The sequence below is a fragment of the Scytonema sp. PCC 10023 genome, assembly GCF_963920835.1.
Classification (GTDB): domain Bacteria; phylum Cyanobacteriota; class Cyanobacteriia; order Cyanobacteriales; family Nostocaceae; genus Kalymmatonema.
This window is the reverse complement of record NZ_CAWUDP010000016.1, coordinates 113,344-129,984: the sequence shown is the minus strand read 5'-3', so window position 1 is coordinate 129,984 and position 16,641 is coordinate 113,344. Positions and strand designations below refer to the sequence as shown.

Below are 16,641 nucleotides of genomic sequence, written 5' to 3'. Positions count from 1 at the left end.
GCAGATATTTAAACGGACAGTTAAGACAGTTAAGACAGTTAAGCAGATATTTAAACGGACAGTTAAGACAGTTAAGACAGTTAAGCAGATATTTAAAAGGATAAAAAAAGAATTATAAAAGGAATTAAAGAATAGTTACAAACTATAACTTATTTGCAGCTAGGGTGTGTCTGCAAACTCACAACTTGAGTTAACGCTCGATATTCGTGAATGGGATTGTCTCAAGTGTAATACTCATCATGACCGTGATGGTAATGCAGCATTGAACATAAGGAATGAAGGGATTCGGATATTATCTATGGGCGGAGGGAACCCCGTTATTGCCGAGCCGAGGCGGAGTAAGACCACCTACCCGCTCATGAAAAGGGGCATTTGTCAATGACGCCGGAAGCCTACACCGTACCGTAAGGTCGGTGTAGGTAGTTCACAGTCAATAACTTCTAAGCTGCTTAGAGTAGCTTCATCTACCTGCCCTTATCTTACGGGTAATGGGATTAAGCCAGGAAAAGCACTTTCAGAACTATCATCGCGTCCTTAACCGAGCTATTTGGTCTCCTCGTGCTATCTCTACTTCGCTTTTGGGCAAGCTTACGAGTGTAGGTTTTTCCCCGACTCTAAGGTTTACTAGATACTGAGTGCGAAAATTTTGCAAAAAAAACCGCTGCCGGAAAATGTCAGCGATTCAAGAAATATATATTTTGATAGATGACAAACTCTTTCCCTGCCATCTTGTCAGAGGATTGTTCACCAATTCCCCTCGGCACCATACAATGTAGCACCATGATTATTCTTGGCGTGCAATGTTAATTTGGTAATCATCCTTGATCTTCTTGAGCGGGAACTGGACAAACTTTGCTTTGCCCGTTGACTTCCAGTCAAACATACGTAGGATATGAGATGCGAACACCTTAGTGACCGCCATCGCCATCTGTGCTCCTAGGCACGCGTGTACACCGCCCCCAAACGGGATGAACTCATACATCTTCCCCTCCCCGCGCTCGGGCAGAAAGCGCTCTGGAGCAAATATCTCTGGTTCGTGAAAGTATTCTGCCATGATGTGCGCGATTCGTGGCTCTGCAATCAGGACACAGCCCTTCTCATACAGCACACCATCCAGCACAACAGACTTGGTGAGTCGGCGATTAGCAGTGGAACTAGGAGGTAGCGTGCGCAGTGTCTCTTTGATCGTCGCGTCTAGGAATACCATCTGCTTCAAATGCTCGGGTGAGAATATGCTGACATTGCTCTGTCCACCCATCACCTCTGCCTGTTCCTCCTTTAGCCGCTGCATCACCTGCGGATGCTGTCCTAGCAGGTATATGAGCGAAGATATCAGTCCAGAGATCTCATAGTGTGACGCCCATAACTGCAGCAGGCACTGGTTCTCAATCAAGGTATCACTAAATATCCCATCTGAATTTTCCTGCTGACTGGCTAGCATCATAGATAGAAAGTCCGCCGTGGCGTTCATGGTTCCGCCTTCTGCCCGTCGCCTTTTTACCACTGCACGCATGAAATCGAGCAGCGCACCGCGTGCCTTGAGTCCTCGACCGTATGCTGTCAAGCGGGACTTCCACTTGGACAAGCCATAAAAGCCATCAAAGAATGTCTTGTACAAAGCCTTCAGCTCTGCTTTGGAGGACACAGGTAGCCCTGCAAAAGTGTCTGGAGCAGAATCATCCAAGCTGACTCCCAAGAGCAGAGGAGTGAGTACATCAAAGCAGATCTTCTCTACTGCAGGGTAAAGCGCCATTTGGCTGGGGGTAGTCCAACTTTGGATGCCATGCACGATAGCGTTATTAATGTGGGGGGTGTATCCATCAAGCGCACGCCCAGTAAGCCCAGGGCGCAGTGCACTTTTGCGTTGGCGATGCAAGTCAGGGCGCTGGAACAGACTGTACTCGCCAAACATATCCATTGTGGTTTCTGGCAATGCAATCTCTGTATATTTCAAGTCCCCATTAAATGCCATTTGAATCGCTCTAGCAGAGCCGACAAAGATGGTAGTCCTACCAAAGACACCTGTGCTAAAGATAGGACCATACTCTTCTAGATTTTTGCGGCAAAACTGATCGGGATTCGCTATGTAATTAAACGTGTCATACCACCTTGGCTTTCGTGGTGGAGTCGTAGTACCTGGAGGAGGCGCTTGTCCATCCTCCAGTACAAGTACCTCTTCAGTATTAGCAGTGTTTTGCATAGCCTTACCAAGCTCAACAAGCGTGTCTGATAACTTAAGCTTCACCAAATAAACGGAATGAAACGGGCGCTAGATTGCTTATACTCGGCATACTCCGGATATTTTTGGGACATTGACTGTTCTTTGCGAGACATAAGCTGGAAGTACCAAACTAAGATATATCCAGGCACCAAATAAGCCCAAGGTGAACCAGCGACGACACTAAAACTCAGATACCGTAGTAGATCCCCAAAGTAATTGATATTTCGGGAGAAGCGCCAGATGTTGTCACGAACTAACCCTGCCCCGTACTGCTTGGCGGTAAGCTTTTGGATATCGGCAGTAGCATTGATCAGACTCCCGAAAATGTAAAGCGATAGTGCTACAGCAGCTGTGGTCATTGATAGAGGGACGGGGTTGATAAATGCCAGGTATCCCGGTAGCACGTAAAAAACCCCGGCTGACAATAGTATTAAAACGAACATAGCAACCCCTACAGGATCATTAAACATCTGTCGCCGCTGGAGGTAAAACCATTGCTCGATTAGCCACCAAATACAATAGCTGATGTGCAAGCACATATAGATGAGTTGTCGCCAGTCTTGAATGCCGAAGACGACAGCAAAAGCAATTAACCAGAAGATTGGGAGTACTTTTGCTATGTTAATCGCCGTCAGTGCTGTCACCCCAGTTTTTTCAGCGTTGGCAGTATTTTGCATATACAGTTGTACCAAATTTAGATTTTTAACTTTCCTTTATTTTAAGTTCGCCTATTAACCAGGGTTGCGCTAGCTTGATCCACTGGCATAAGTACAACTTCGTTAATATTTACATGGCTTGGTCGCGTGACGCAGAAAAATATCACATCGGCGACATCATCGGCTGTGAGGGGAGTGACTCCCTGGTAAACTTTTTTAGCGCGATCGCTATCCCCATGAAAGCGCACTTCGCTAAATTCGGTTTCCACCATACCAGGATCAACAGAACTGACGCGGATGGGGGTTCCTAACAGGTCTTGTTTCAAACCTTCGGAAATTGCTCTGACAGCCGCTTTAGTGCCACAGTAGACATTACCATTAGGATAGGTTTGATGTCCGGCAATCGAACCAATGTTTACTATATGACCGCGATCGCGTTTCACCATTCCAGGAACAACGTAGCGAGTGAGGTAGAGCAAACCCTTGATGTTAGTATCAATCATTTCCTCCCAATCTTGGATGTCGCCTTCGTGGAGTTTGTCTAAACCGCGACTCAGACCAGCGTTATTGATTAAGATATCAATTTCAGACCAGGCAGGGGGTAGGGTTGAGATAGCAGATTCTACGGCAGAGCGATCGCTCACATCTAGCTGTAACAAATGGAACTGTAGAGACGTCGTATGCAACGTCTCTACAAGTTCCTGCAAACGCTCCAACCGCCGCGCCGCTAAAATCAGTTTTGCACCTGCATTTGCGAAGACTTTGGCACAAGCAGCACCAATACCACTACTTGCACCAGTAATCAAAACAATTTGATTTTGTAGAGAAAGCATTTTTAGTCAAAAGTCAACAATCAGTGAACAGTTATTAGTAAACAGTAAACAGTAAACACTAAACAGTGAACCTCACAACTGATAACTGTTTTAAGAGTCAAGAGTCAACAATCAGTAAACAGTAAACAGTGAATCTGATAACTGATAACTGATAACTGATAACTGTTTTAAGACTAATGACTAATAACTAGTTTTTCACGACCTGCATACGCTGAGTGATCATAACCATGCCTTCTCCTCGCATGATCACCGTAGAAACCCATTGGCTACCAGGGGTAGCTGGTGCGCGTCCAACTTTAAAAATCCCGCCAGATGAAAGTAATTCCAAGTCTACAGGTGTGGGACTCAGCAATTTATCTGGTTTAATCGGTTCTTCTAACGCTGCTCCCAATAGATAATCATCACCAAGCGGTTCTTGGACAATTGCGTCCAAACTATACTGCTGACCAACTTTTACCTGTTGGGGTAACTTAATATCTACTTGAGGTGGCTTGGTACCAGAGGTGATTTGAGTACGTTCAGACAAAATGTCTTGGCGGACAATTTTGCCTCCAGCGATGCGTTGGCGTGACCTAATTGTGGCATTGAGAACCGAGTTAGCACTGTTGGTCGAGGGCACGCCAGTTATATTGGTCACTGTTTCGGCGATAATGGCATTACCTTCTGATTTCCAAGATTGTATCTGGGTGCTGTATTTTAATTGGGGGTATCGCTGCCAAAGTGCAGTTAAAGCTTTTTCCATACTCTGGCGGGTTAAGCCATCCCCATGTATGAAATTGGGGCTGTAGAACTGGATCACTGCTTTGACATCGCTCCGGCTTGCTGCGGTATCAATTTGCGTCAATAAATTTTTCAATTGGGCGGGTGCATTCTGGGATGCACTGGGGACGGGTTCTGCAGCTTGGGCTAACTGGGGTGGTGCTTTTGCTTGAGCGCTCCAATTTGTCAATAAACCGAGTGTCAGCAAGGAAAAAACTAGCAAGCGACTAGATGGCAACAGTGTTGGACTTTTGTGTAGAAACGAAACAAAATTAGGCATGAGCAATAACAAGGCAATTTGACTACAGAGGTATGGAAATTGTTTTATCTTAGGTTAAACTAAGCGCTAACAGGGTGGAGAGTTCATGGTACACGCTCCTATACGGTTATTGATAGCTGCTAGTGGGACTGGCGGACACGTGTTTCCGGCGATCGCACTGGCGGAACACTTGAGCGATTATCAAATCGAATGGCTTGGTGTGCCTAATCGATTAGAAACTCAGCTTGTTCCTAAGCAGTATCGATTGAATACTATTGCAGTTGAAGGTTTTCAGCAAGGTTTTGGAATTTCGTCTTTAGGTATTTTGGTAAAGCTTATTGGTTCAATTCTAGAAGTCAGGAAAATTTTACAACAAGGAAAATTTCAGGGAGTGTTCACCACAGGGGGTTACATCGCCGCACCTGCTGTGATTGCAGCGCGTTCCTTGGGTTTACCTGTGATTCTCCATGAAGCCAACGCCTTACCTGGTAAAGTCACTCGCTTTTTCGGACCTTGGTGTAGTGCGGTGGCGGTGGGTTTTGAAGTGGCTTCTGGGTATTTGCCCCGCGTCAAAACAATTTACACCAGTACTCCGGTACGTTCTCAATTCCTAGAAGAAGGAATTGAAGCATCGTTGGATCTCCCCATTCCTGATGGTGTTCCCTTAATCGTTGTCTTTGGTGGTAGTCAAGGAGCGGTTGCAATCAATAAGCTGGTGCGCCAGTGTGCTCATGCTTGGTTTGATGCTGGTGCTTGGGTTGTGCATTTAACAGGCGATAAAGATCCAGAGGCTGACAGCTTGAAACATCCGCAGTATATTAATTTACAATTTTATGATAATATGGCAGCGTTGTTGCGACGGGGGAATCTGGCAATTACTCGTTCTGGAGCCGGTAGTTTAACGGAAATGGCGGTGTGCGGAACACCAGCAATTTTGATTCCTTACCCGTTTGCCGCAGAAGACCATCAAACTTATAATGCAGAAGTTTTTACTTCAGTTGGTGCAGCGATCGCCTTTAAACAGTCGGAGTTGACAGCAGAGATATTGCAAAATAAGGTTTTGGACTTGTTGCAGCATCCAGAAGAATTGCGAAAAATGGGGGAAAAGGCGTTGGCGATCGCTGTTCCTGATAGTGCGGAAAAATTAGCGCAATTGCTGCGTGATATGGTGGAGAAGTGAAAACCAACTGCACCAGGCAAGAGACGTAATGGTGAAGAGGGGCGATCGCCATTGTTATTTTGACTTTTTACCGCCTTCTCCTTGTTGCGGAAGCAGTTACTCTAGGCGGCGGTGGAGTTACCCATTGGCAATTAAAAGTCTTATCAAGTAGATTCTTCAAGCTAATTACTTTTATTTTGCCGTCATAATATTCACCGTCACGACTTTGGATATTTATAATTTCGTAGCCCAGCCCATCAAGTTTTTCAGTGGAGATTTCTCCAAAGTAGTTGTATGAGTCATTAATCTGCTTGCCATTTTCTCCAATGGGCATCTCCCAACATACAATCTGGTGAGTCAATATCAGTGGATGATTAAACTCGTCACTTGGTGAAAAACTGTACTTGTACTCAAGAGCTTTATGAACGTTCTCTGCTAAACTGTTTTCCCCGATACTGACAGCAACGCTATCAATTCCCATGCTAGAGAAGGTTCTTGGACGAAGCCAAAGATGAGCATATTGTGAGTCAGCAGGGGCAAGGTGAGCAAACATCGTATACAAGGTTCCAACCGAATACTCTTCTCCAATTCCAGGTTCTACAAGCCACTTCTCCTTTAGTTGTTCGATATCTTGTACCTTAAACCGAGGTCTGTCTTGAATCCCTTGCTTTAGTGCATTCAGCTTGTTAGTATAAGCCTCTAGTTTAACATCTTGAGTTTCCTTATTTAGCCTATCCACCAGTTCTGCAAAAACTTTAACATCTCTTTTGGCTGTATCAAAAAACTGTTTTATCTTTTCGATAAAAGAATCATTATTAAGAATTTTTAATGCAGCTTCAGTCAAGGAATTTCTGTTTGTTACTACATCGAAACTACCATTGATCATAAGAATGTAGTGACACTGTGCATTAGACGTGCCAACCACTGCGTAGTCGGCTAGTTTGCTATGTTCAAATATTTCATTATATCGACAAATTTTCACTCCTTCTGAGCAGATAAATACGCCTCTTTGATCCGTCAACCTAATTCCAGACTTTTTCTTGCCTTTTCTATCCAGCTCTTCATACTTTTCATGTGCCCGACGATTGCCATCAATTGCTAGCGCCAAACAGTAAGTAATGCCTTCAAACGTAAAAGTTGCAGCACTCCTTGCCGAAAATCTACCTGCGCTTAGACTTGATACTTCAGCAGGGCTGCTTATCACTAAATCATTAGGCTTTTCCAAGTATGGATATCCTGCATCAATTTTTTTCAAATAATCAACTTTTCTATCTTTTGTCCACAGGTACAATTCACACTGGTCATTGTATCCAGCAGACTGTTTAAAGCTTTCTGCTTTCCTAGCTGGAAAATCAGTTTTATTTGGGTGGAGAATTCTCATGTCTCCATGTCTTGTGTTAAAGCGTATGTAATGTTTTAGGTATGACCATTTGGTTATACCATCTTCTTCTGAGTTGTAAAAGTCAGAAAACTTTTCTACCTCTAAACCTTGAACAATCATCATTGCCCCACTAGAAAAGCCGTTACGGAAAAACTCTTTTCTCATATGGTCAAGGATAGTTACTGTTTGTTTATTCGGTCTGGGAAATAAATTTATTAAGGTTTCCCAGGGACTATTATCTGAGTTCGATTGGATGTCGTATAGAGGATTTAAGTTATCCTTAGGGTTATCTATCGATATTGAGCGCCAGTGTTCCTCATCCCTACAGCGCGTTATCAAAGTAAATTTTTTTGAAGCGAAGCACAGCTTTGAGCCTTGGCACTTGTAACCTATAAATTCACCCGGAATTTTAGTAGATTTGCCTATCGAGAAAAAGGCTCGGTAAGAGGTTATCCCATTGATAATTTCTGTTTCGCTTAAACCACTACCATTGTCAAAGAATATAAATCCTTGATACTGCAATAGGGGATAAATCTCAATTCTCGATGCTTTAGCATCATAGGAGTTAGATATCAACTCACGGATTACTTCACAAGGATCTTTGCGATTAACTGAAAGCTCAGATAAGACATGTGTATAAGATATATCTGGATACTGTGCCATGCGAACTAGCTTATAATCATTTAGATAAAATTATCGCTCTCATTCTATTATAAATAATAATACATGCCCTCAAGCAATATTACTTACGGTGATGATCTGTAACCAACCTCAAGCAACCCTAAGCGTTCGCATTTTTTTCAGATGTGATCGCTTTTTCGGAAATGAGCAGTTCACACTAGTTCTGGTCATCAAAAGGTCTGTTATATACGCTTATATCTAGATATACTTTCACGCCTCAAAAACCCCTGCTAACCCAAAATTTATCCTACGGGCAGGATTGATTATTTTTGATTTTGGATTTTGAATTGGAGCGTAGCGACGGTCACCCCTGTCCATCTAGCACTTTTGTACTACTTATGCTTTGGTAGCAATTTCGTCCCTTGTTTTTTGCTTGATACAATGCTTTATCTGCTGCGTTAATCAAAGCTTGTACAGAACCATTGTGAGAAGGGAAAATTGTAGCAATGCCAAAGCTGAGGGTGACATATTGCCCTACTGGAGAAGCGATATGTGGGAGATTGAGTTGTCTGACCTTTTTTTGGATAAATTGAACAACCTGTGTTGCTCCGTCACTGTCGGTATTAGGCAAAAGCACCGCAAACTCTTCGCCACCATAACGAGCGACTAAATCGGCTGGGCGTTTAACAGCACCACTAATTGCTTGAGCAATTTGGATTAAACAAGTATCACCAGCTGGATGACCGTAGGTATCGTTATAAAGCTTGAAATAATCGACATCGCACAAAATGAGGGATAAAGGATTTTGCTCCCTTGCTAACCGCAGCCACTCTTTTTTAAGGTATTGATCAAAACGTCGTCGATTGGCAATTTGAGTCAGTCCATCAAGCTTAGCTAGGCGTTGCAGTTCCTGATTGGCTATTTGCAACTGCTGGTAAAGTTCTGATTGCTGAATGGCTATCATTAATTGGTCAGCGACTGTCATAGTCAGTTCTACTTCTGAGTCCAGCCAGGTAGAGTGTTGTCCGCTTTTTCTTAGACTCAGGCTACCCCAAACTGTGGAGTCGATTTGTAATGGCACTATCAGCCATATTCCTGCATAGATTTGAGCAAACTTCTGGTTAACTTGATCATCTATAGTCGTAGGATCATCAATACGGACAACTTCTAATTTTTTGACTTGCTCGGCAATTTTATTCCCCTCATCTGGGATCTCCATTCCCAAGGCACTTGGTAAGTCAGGCGTTCGGAGATATTCTGCCACGTGCTTCCAGAGCTTTTGGCTTGGTATGTACTGAACAATTTGTACTTGGTTAGCTTGCAGGAGTTTAGCAATAAGAGCAGCAGCGGTGTTAAAGATAGTTTGCAAGTCGAGTGAGTTACGAATCGTTTGAATGACTCGATTAAGTGCCTTTTCTTTTTCTGCCTGCAATCGTAATGCTTCTTCTGCTTGTTTTATATCAGTGACATCTACAACAAGTCCATCCCAAACAATGCGTCCATCATCAAAACTACGGGGTGATGAACGAAAATGCAACCACTTGAGTTTGCCACTAGGCGTTCGTATTCTCAGTTCAATGTTGAAAACTGATAAATTTGTTATTGTCTCATAAGTCGCTTGTAGCAACTTTGGGTAGTCCTCCTCTACAAACTGGTTGAGGAGGAGATTCAAATTCCTTAAGGCGTCTTGTGCTTTGACTTCACAAATATTTTCTATGCCTGCACTAATGTAGTGTAAGCGGTAGCTGCGATTTTGTTCACGGGCTACTTGGTAGATTGCACCATGCGGTAGGTTATCACCGATAGAACGCAGCAGTGTCTCCCGCTCTGCTAAAGCCAGTTCTGCTCGCCTGCGCTCAGTGATGTCAACGGCGACACCGCCCACTAGCTGTTGCCCAGACAAACCTTTAATGGGAAACTCATACACCAAAAAATCGCCTACGGTACCATCTCGTCGGGGAGCAGTCTCGATTGCTTCCACAACCTGATGGTCGGCGGCAACCTTTTTGATATTATCAATCCACTGCTGGGCAAACTCCGCAGGATACAAATCAAATATACTTTTCCCGATTATACTGTCAGTTGCTTGCTGGATTGTGCGGAGGTAGCTTTGACTGGCATACAGCATCCTGCCCTCTGCATCTACTATCCAAGCTAAAGTTGGACTGTGGTTCATAAAAGCTTGGAAACGTTCTTCACTTTCCCGCAGGGCTGCTTCGGCTGCTTTGCGCTCATTAATGCCTATTAAATACCCCACAAACTCCACAGGATTGCCATTTTTATCTCGCACTAGTTTCACATGCTCTTCGAGCCAGCAATACGTGCCATCAGCACGCAAGAACCGATATTGGTGGGAGTGATAATTTGTTTCAAAATTTTGCGCTATATTTCTCAAGACGCGTTCAATATCTTCTGGATGAACGTGATTTACCCAAAAATCAGAGTTATCTAAAAAGTCTTGTGGCTGATATCCTAAAATTGCAGTAACGTTTTCACTGATAAAAGTAGCTCCATAATCCCCATTAGCTCTGGAACTGAAAATAACTGCTGGGCTAGCTGTAAGTAGATACTTTAAGCGATCGCGAACTTCGCGCAGTTCTGATTGTGTCCGTTTGAGGTTGGTAATATCTCGTCCTTCTGGAATCAGCAGCACCACCTCACCTGACTCATCTCGCACTGGCTTGAGCGAAAAGTCAAAATTTGTCATGACGCCATCAGCATCTGGTAAAGTAACTTCCATGCGGATGAATTGTCCTGCTGCGGCTTGGGCGATCGCCGCCTTTAAGTTCTCTTGGATTTCTACTGTACTACTCCAGCATGAAAGCTCCCAAAAAGGTCGGTTGATAGCATCTTCTCGTCGCGCCCTAATAAAATCCAGCGCTGTTTGGTTAACTTCCAACACTGTACCGTCAGGAGTGAGAAGCCCGATCAATTGGAATGTCTGTTCAAAAATGGCTCGGAATTTGCGCTCACTTTCTTGAAGTGCTTGTGCGACGCGTTGGCGTTCATAAAGTTCTTGCTGCAATTGCTGGTTTATCTTTGCAAGTTCTGCCGTCCGCTCCCTGACGCGCAATTCCAAAGTGGCATTCATCTGCACTAAAGCTTCTTCAGCCTGCTTGCGTTGAGTGATGTCAATTGCAGTACTCAGCACCAATCGCCTACCATCTAGAGTTCTGCCTAAAGGGGCAGAATAAAAGTCCCAAATACGCTGATTGCCGTTACGCGTGCAGACTGTAAATTCTCCTTCTGCGACACGATAATCTAAATTGTATAAGCTGTCAATGCCTACTTGGACAGATTCTTGACGCTGTTTGTAAGCTCGTTCTGTCCACTGGGCGATCGTCGGGATATCTTCACGCTTGTATCCAGTGATATCTGTCCAAGCATGATTAATCTGCACGACTTCTCCGTCCTCAGTATGAATCATAATGGGCAGTGGAGAGTACATCACAGCACGTCGGAATTGCTGTTCTGATTCCTGTAGTTTTTGCTCTGCTCTTTGACGCTGGGCTTCTACCTGGTTGATTGACTTAGCGTTCGACAAGATGAGAATCGAGAGTATGACGATTATGAACACGGTTTGCAAAGCGTGAATTAATATCTGGTCATAATTCTTGCTCTCAAGCCCCCAAAAAGTTAACCAATTCATTGCAGGCGGTACAATAACTGCCCAGGGTAATAGCCGACGTGCGATCGCCCCACCGATTGAGGAGCTGTTCACAGTCTGCATTAGCCCTTTGTCTGGATGGGTAAATAAAATCCCAACACACAGTACAATTAATGTCACAGCCATGAGGGGTATTGCCGTTGTGGAAACGTCAAACTCATATAAAACCCCTACTTCAAACAAATAACCAACCAGTGCTGATGTTGCGCTCAAAGCTACAACACAAATTAGGCTCTGAGCAAGCCAATTACACTGCCTAGTTTTTTGTGCTAGCAACAAAAGGGCAATCCCCAGCAGCACAAAATTAAATGCTGTAATTTCCGTCATTCGCCCTGGGTAGGGAGAGATAGAAGTTGGGATTCCATCATCAAACAGCAATTCATCAATGCCGAGATTCCATCCAACAAGATACTCGCCCAAAGTGAGTAAACCGATGGTTACTGGAAGCATTGCGCATCCTTGGGCAATGAGATAGAGCCACCGAGGAAGTCGTTGTCGCTGCAACAGTCCTAGCGATACGCCTATTAACAAGAGGCACACAGCTGTATTTGCCTTAATTGTGTAAGGACTGCCAGGGAAGCCATTCTTGAGTAGAGGAACGTCAAGCAGCCAACCCAGCAAGACACTGCACCCTATGAGGGTAACAAAGGCTACTGCAAATTGACCAACACGTTTATTCATTTGTAGTAAGATATTTGCTTCAAGTTGTTTGGCTGGCTGAGATCAGTGAGTCTTTTTTTAATTTGACTCAAAGCTAAGGAAAAGATCTCAATCCGTTTTTGCTGCCAAAAATCAACTGTGTTGTTGATTTGTTCTAACACAGCCAGAAATTGCTCTTGGCTCAATGCCCACAGCAAATTTTTTCTTCTTTATTTGTTTTATAATAATGAGTTGGGTATTCAAATTCATCTCCATAACATTTTTCACAAAATTTAGTATGCTCAATTTTCAATAGAGCAAAAATACCTTTTATATTTTGTAACAAATAACAAGAGACTAAAGTGTGAAAATACAATGTGATAATTTATACTTTTAAAAATTACATTTTCCACTTGTCAAGTTTTTGAAAAAGAATATTAGACAAAAGTTAGTACCAAAAAAAATTAAATTATAGTTGAATAATTTAATATTTCTAATTTAGATTTTAGTTGAATGAAAAGTATTTTTATTTATTATTATCAATAATATGTGAAACATCCTTGGCAATTACCAAACAAGAAATGTCTCAGAAACAAACTATGAGTCCTTGGAAATACAAACCCTGGTGGTGTCAGCCTTGGTCTATTCTTCTCACAGGCGTGACGCTGATAAGTGGTAGCTGGGTAATATTTAAGACAGTTTGGTTGACGGTTCTTGTCTGTGTGCCTGTATTGACATGGATGGGTTTCTTTTTGATCATTTGGCCCCAACTTGTGATCCGCAGTGGGATTTTAGAATCACATGAGGATGGGGTATGAACTACCCCACCGCTCTTGTCGGATGGGGAATTCTGCTTTCATCAGTTAACCACTTGAGCGCCATGACTGCGGGGATCATCCTGACCAGTTGTTGGTGCGACTGGTGCATTAAATTGGGAGACTTTCCCACTTGCTTGAGCATAAGGCAAAGGCGAACCAGCAACCAAAGCCTCCACGTTACTTGATAGAATGATGCGTGGTTGATCACCAATTGCCTGGGCGACAGCTTCCCCATCTTTATTTAAATACACGAAATGGGGAATGCCATCTACCCGATATTTCAACATCTCTGGCAACCACTTGGTATTATCCACATTCAGCATGACAAAATTGACCTTGTCAGCATACTGCTGTTCCAGTTGCGCGATATCTGGTGCCATTTTCTGGCAGACAGTACACCAATCAGCATAAAACTCCATAAACGATGGCTTACCATTGGTTAAAGCCACATCTATTGGTGTAGACTGTTCACCTAACTGAGCAAGAGTTGGAGAGGTTGTCTGAGTTCGCAGTCCCAAAACTAGAGCAACGCTTAGGGCGATCGCCACTATTGCGATTAAAAAATTTCTCAAGCGCGCCCCAACCTTAGCTTCGGATTTTTCTGGAGAATGAACAGGTGAATCGCTACTCATAACAGATTTATTAAAACTTATTAAGTAAGTACTACTCTTTTCAGTTTAACCTGCTGTGTTTCTTTGTTGGCGTTCTACCCAATCGGTGTGCTGTTCTCCAGGTGTCCTTGGCGGTTTGCAATAGAATAAGGATGTATCCCCAGATGCTTGGGGAATTCATTAAATGCAACTGTGAAAAAACGAGTCACTCTTTCTTTTCCCAAACGCGTCGTTCAAATGCCAGTCACCTACCGATTGGCAAGAGATTTTAACGTTGCTGCAAATATTATTCGCGCTCAGGTTGCGCCGAATCAAATTGGTAAACTGGTCGTGGAACTCTCGGGAGATATAGATGAATTAGATGCAGCGATTGAGTGGATGCGATCGCAAAACATCACTGTCTCCCAAGCTTTAGGGGAAATCATTATTGATGAAGATGTCTGCGTCCACTGTGGCTTGTGTACAGGAGTTTGCCCAACAGAAGCCTTAAAAATCGATCCCCAAACGGATAAGCTGACATTTACGCGATCGCGCTGCATTGTTTGTGAACAGTGTATTCCCACTTGTCCTGTGGAGGCAATCTCTACGAACCTTTAAAAAGGCGTGAAAATTTGCGACTTCACTTTATGACCGAGTGCTGTGTTGATCAATTTAGCTTAAAGACATCTGCTAGTACACCAGCATCTCCTACTAGCTTATGCTCTGCCGGAGAATCATAAACTACCAGTAGTGAAGGTACCCCAGCTATATCTTGAAATAGAGTCATTCCCTCAGCGTGGTCGTCCCTGTTTCCATATGGGATATCAAGCACAACCTCTGGGTAATTGAGAACATTTTCTCGTAAATTAACACCATTCTTCAAACGATAAACTTGCACAGGACCATCTAAATCCATTGTTGGTCCTGCTAAAATCAACAAGTCTTCACCATCTAAAAATAAATCCCGAATTCCCAAGCCATTCAAGAAGATAAAATGCTTCTTGTATCTCTTTTCCTCCTCTCCAATTGTCTTCAGTCTCAGCAGTTCGGGACTAGAATTTTCTAACTCTATTTCCAGCATCACAGACCAACCTCGCAATACTGGACCGCGCAAACCCAAAAAAACTCGGTTTTGATAAACGGCTATTCCCTCAATGTCAAAGCCATTATCTTTACCTGGAATTGTAGCTTTCACAAAAAAGCCCAAATGTGGGTCATCTGCCAAAGCTTCCATAAGCAAGTTACCTTGTTGCGTCACCTCAAGTTTGGCAGCCCTCAATTCTACATCAGGATTTTCTGGATGTGGGCATGATGGAAATAATTCACCATCGACCAGCGGAATACGTCCGATGATATAACGATTTGGTTCTGATGTAATTTTTGCCAGTCTTTTAATATTTTTTTCATCAGAATGTTCGGGTTTAGGTTTTTTACGTTTATAGCTATGAGAACCTATTAACCACAGGTAATAATCACTATATGCTAACCCTTCAATATCAATTTCCTCTTCTTCTGGTGCAGGTAAACTGATAAATCCGGCTACGTGAAATTGTTTATGTTCTGCGAAATTCTTGGCATCTACAAAAGATAGACGTTCAATAGTTGAGGTTTCATCTGACCCCAACCACAAATGCTTCTCCGGAGTTAGCAGCACTGCTGAAACATCTTTACGATGTTCTTTGAAGCTATCAGTAAAAGTTAGAAAAACTTGATTGATGAGAGATGAATTGTGCATTGCAAATAACCCCAAAGAAAATCATATCCAAAATGTAATCGTTATTAATATAACTTAAAATTCAGTGTTTTCCGCAAAGCCATGACGCTATCTCATCAGAGTCTGTCATTATAATAGTAGAAATATCTAACTTTCAGCAGAAATATATTTCTTAATAATTAAATAAGATAAAAGATAACAAGATATAGATGAAATTGTTTAACTAATGCTACCATTCAATAACCTCATTGAGTTAGGTGTTAGTATCTCAAGGTGTATCAATCAGAATGACATTAGCTACAAAACCGAAGGTCGAAACTCTAGGACATTACGCTTGTGACGCGATTCAAAAACACTTAAAGAAAACCTTAAAGTGGGAAACAGCAGTCAAAAAAGATAAAGATCCAGAAGCACTGCATCAAATGCGAGTGGGGATGCGTCGCCTACGCTCGGCTGTAACTGGGTTTTCCGCAGTTGTAGATCTGCCAAAGGCTGCGAGTGATAAAAATATCGGTAAAATTGCGCGTCGTCTTGGTAATCTCCGGGATTTGGACGTGCTCAAAGAGACTTTGGAAAACTTTGAGCGATCGCATTTACCTCGTAAAGAACAGGAGTCTCTAGAAACAGCTTTGGATGCGTTGGGTAAACAACGTGAAGAAGCACTGGCAGATGTGAAGTCAACATTAAAGGATGAGCGTTATAAGTCTTTAAAACAGACATTAAAGGAGTGGTTGGAGAAACCATCTTATCAACCACTAGCATCTTTGCCAATTCAGCAAGTCCTACCAGATTTACTTTTACCTGAGGTGAGTGAATTCTTTCTGCATCCAGGTTGGCTGATTGGTAGCCAAGTAGAGGGAGCGGAGATTGTTATTTCTAGAAACTGGGATTCCCAGAGGGTAGAGCAAGAATTAGCAACGAATGGGGACACTCTCCACAGTTTACGCAAACAAGCTAAACGCCTGCGCTACCAAATGGAGTTATTTACTGACTTATACGGCGAGTCTTATACGGCTTGTCTTGCAGACGTAAAAAGTATCCAAGAAATTTTGGGAGGAATGCAAGATAGTGTAGTTTTAGCCGAGTGGCTGACAGATGTCTTCAAGTCAGAAATCCACCTAGAGCTTCCTATCCTTGCTTCTTTGTTAGCTCAAAATCGTTACAAGTTATGGCAGCAGTGGCAACCTTTACAGCAGCGATATCTGATAGCTGAGACAAGACAAGGATTTCATTTAACAATAATGCATCCAATGTAAGGCTTTAACTGGCGAGTAAGCTGTTCCATAAATAAGCTTGCATTATCTGGGCGGGCTTTCCGGCCCAC

General features: G+C 43.0%; 12 protein-coding genes and 1 pseudogene. 5 read left to right on the top strand and 8 right to left on the bottom strand.

The window, feature by feature from the left end:
* Positions 1-187 precede the first annotated feature (187 nt).
* Positions 188-307, top strand: a pseudogene (locus ACM0OZ_RS12425) (zinc ribbon domain-containing protein); the annotation flags it as partial.
* Between the two features lie 477 nt (positions 308-784).
* Here the strand turns inward: ACM0OZ_RS12425 and ACM0OZ_RS12420 are convergent.
* From ACM0OZ_RS12420 to ACM0OZ_RS12405, 4 genes are all read right to left on the bottom strand, one after another.
* Entirely contained in the window at positions 785-2,200 is a 1,416-nt protein-coding gene (locus ACM0OZ_RS12420; protein ID WP_414583134.1) for a cytochrome P450, read from the bottom strand.
* Positions 2,201-2,241: 41 nt separating this feature from the next.
* The gene (locus ACM0OZ_RS12415; protein ID WP_414583133.1) at positions 2,242-2,898 is read right to left on the bottom strand and encodes a DUF1295 domain-containing protein; all 657 of its coding nucleotides are present in this window, start codon (positions 2,896-2,898) and stop codon (positions 2,242-2,244) included.
* A 41-nt stretch (positions 2,899-2,939) separates the two neighbouring features.
* Positions 2,940-3,710, bottom strand: coding sequence for an SDR family oxidoreductase (locus ACM0OZ_RS12410; RefSeq protein ID WP_414583132.1), 771 nt, complete (start codon positions 3,708-3,710; stop codon positions 2,940-2,942).
* A 187-nt stretch (positions 3,711-3,897) separates the two neighbouring features.
* Positions 3,898-4,749 carry a nuclear transport factor 2 family protein gene (locus tag ACM0OZ_RS12405; RefSeq protein ID WP_414583131.1) on the bottom strand — a complete coding sequence of 284 codons (852 nt, stop codon included), beginning with the start codon at positions 4,747-4,749 and terminating at the stop codon, positions 3,898-3,900.
* Between the two features lie 85 nt (positions 4,750-4,834).
* Here ACM0OZ_RS12405 and murG point away from each other — a divergent pair, with 85 nt between their 5' ends.
* Positions 4,835-5,908 carry an undecaprenyldiphospho-muramoylpentapeptide beta-N-acetylglucosaminyltransferase gene (gene murG, locus ACM0OZ_RS12400; RefSeq protein WP_414583130.1) on the top strand — a complete coding sequence of 358 codons (1,074 nt, stop codon included), beginning with the start codon at positions 4,835-4,837 and terminating at the stop codon, positions 5,906-5,908.
* A 67-nt stretch (positions 5,909-5,975) separates the two neighbouring features.
* On the opposite strand, the gene ACM0OZ_RS12395 is transcribed toward murG, so the two are convergent.
* Together ACM0OZ_RS12395 and ACM0OZ_RS12390 are read right to left on the bottom strand one after the other, a co-directional pair.
* Positions 5,976-7,931, bottom strand: a complete 1,956-nt coding sequence (locus ACM0OZ_RS12395) for an ATP-binding protein (protein WP_414583129.1) — start codon at positions 7,929-7,931, stop codon at positions 5,976-5,978.
* A 322-nt stretch (positions 7,932-8,253) separates the two neighbouring features.
* Positions 8,254-12,237: a PAS domain S-box protein gene (locus tag ACM0OZ_RS12390; protein WP_414583128.1), complete on the bottom strand. Its 3,984-nt coding sequence runs from the start codon at positions 12,235-12,237 to the stop codon at positions 8,254-8,256.
* Positions 12,238-12,776: 539 nt separating this feature from the next.
* Here ACM0OZ_RS12390 and ACM0OZ_RS12385 point away from each other — a divergent pair.
* A complete protein-coding gene (locus tag ACM0OZ_RS12385) occupies positions 12,777-13,013 on the top strand; it encodes a DUF6737 family protein (protein ID WP_414583141.1) in 237 nt (78 codons plus the stop codon).
* Between the two features lie 41 nt (positions 13,014-13,054).
* Here the strand turns inward: ACM0OZ_RS12385 and ACM0OZ_RS12380 are convergent, their stop codons facing one another.
* Positions 13,055-13,645, bottom strand: a complete 591-nt coding sequence (locus ACM0OZ_RS12380) for a thioredoxin family protein (protein WP_414583127.1) — start codon at positions 13,643-13,645, stop codon at positions 13,055-13,057.
* Positions 13,646-13,816: 171 nt separating this feature from the next.
* Here ACM0OZ_RS12380 and ACM0OZ_RS12375 point away from each other — a divergent pair, with 171 nt between their 5' ends.
* Positions 13,817-14,221 (top strand): NIL domain-containing protein, encoded by a 405-nt coding sequence (locus ACM0OZ_RS12375; protein ID WP_414583126.1) that lies wholly within the window; start codon positions 13,817-13,819, stop codon positions 14,219-14,221.
* Between the two features lie 49 nt (positions 14,222-14,270).
* Here ACM0OZ_RS12375 and ACM0OZ_RS12370 read toward each other — a convergent pair whose 3' ends face one another.
* Positions 14,271-15,338: a DUF3616 domain-containing protein gene (locus tag ACM0OZ_RS12370; protein ID WP_414583125.1), complete on the bottom strand. Its 1,068-nt coding sequence runs from the start codon at positions 15,336-15,338 to the stop codon at positions 14,271-14,273.
* 266 nt (positions 15,339-15,604) lie between these two features.
* Between ACM0OZ_RS12370 and ACM0OZ_RS12365 the strand changes: the two genes are divergently transcribed.
* The gene (locus tag ACM0OZ_RS12365; protein ID WP_414583124.1) at positions 15,605-16,573 is read left to right on the top strand and encodes a CHAD domain-containing protein; all 969 of its coding nucleotides are present in this window, start codon (positions 15,605-15,607) and stop codon (positions 16,571-16,573) included.
* The last annotated feature ends 68 nt before the right edge of the window (positions 16,574-16,641 follow it).

Coding starts and splice junctions, on each gene's coding strand:
- ACM0OZ_RS12420 (WP_414583134.1), bottom strand. CDS start 2,200: ATGCAAAACACTGCTAATACTGAAGAGGTACTTGTACTGGAGGATGGA.
- ACM0OZ_RS12415 (WP_414583133.1), bottom strand. CDS start 2,898: ATGCAAAATACTGCCAACGCTGAAAAAACTGGGGTGACAGCACTGACG.
- ACM0OZ_RS12410 (WP_414583132.1), bottom strand. CDS start 3,710: ATGCTTTCTCTACAAAATCAAATTGTTTTGATTACTGGTGCAAGTAGT.
- ACM0OZ_RS12405 (WP_414583131.1), bottom strand. CDS start 4,749: ATGCCTAATTTTGTTTCGTTTCTACACAAAAGTCCAACACTGTTGCCA.
- murG (WP_414583130.1), top strand. CDS start 4,835: ATGGTACACGCTCCTATACGGTTATTGATAGCTGCTAGTGGGACTGGC.
- ACM0OZ_RS12395 (WP_414583129.1), bottom strand. CDS start 7,931: ATGGCACAGTATCCAGATATATCTTATACACATGTCTTATCTGAGCTT.
- ACM0OZ_RS12390 (WP_414583128.1), bottom strand. CDS start 12,237: ATGAATAAACGTGTTGGTCAATTTGCAGTAGCCTTTGTTACCCTCATA.
- ACM0OZ_RS12385 (WP_414583141.1), top strand. CDS start 12,777: ATGTCTCAGAAACAAACTATGAGTCCTTGGAAATACAAACCCTGGTGG.
- ACM0OZ_RS12380 (WP_414583127.1), bottom strand. CDS start 13,645: ATGAGTAGCGATTCACCTGTTCATTCTCCAGAAAAATCCGAAGCTAAG.
- ACM0OZ_RS12370 (WP_414583125.1), bottom strand. CDS start 15,338: ATGCACAATTCATCTCTCATCAATCAAGTTTTTCTAACTTTTACTGAT.
- ACM0OZ_RS12365 (WP_414583124.1), top strand. CDS start 15,605: ATGACATTAGCTACAAAACCGAAGGTCGAAACTCTAGGACATTACGCT.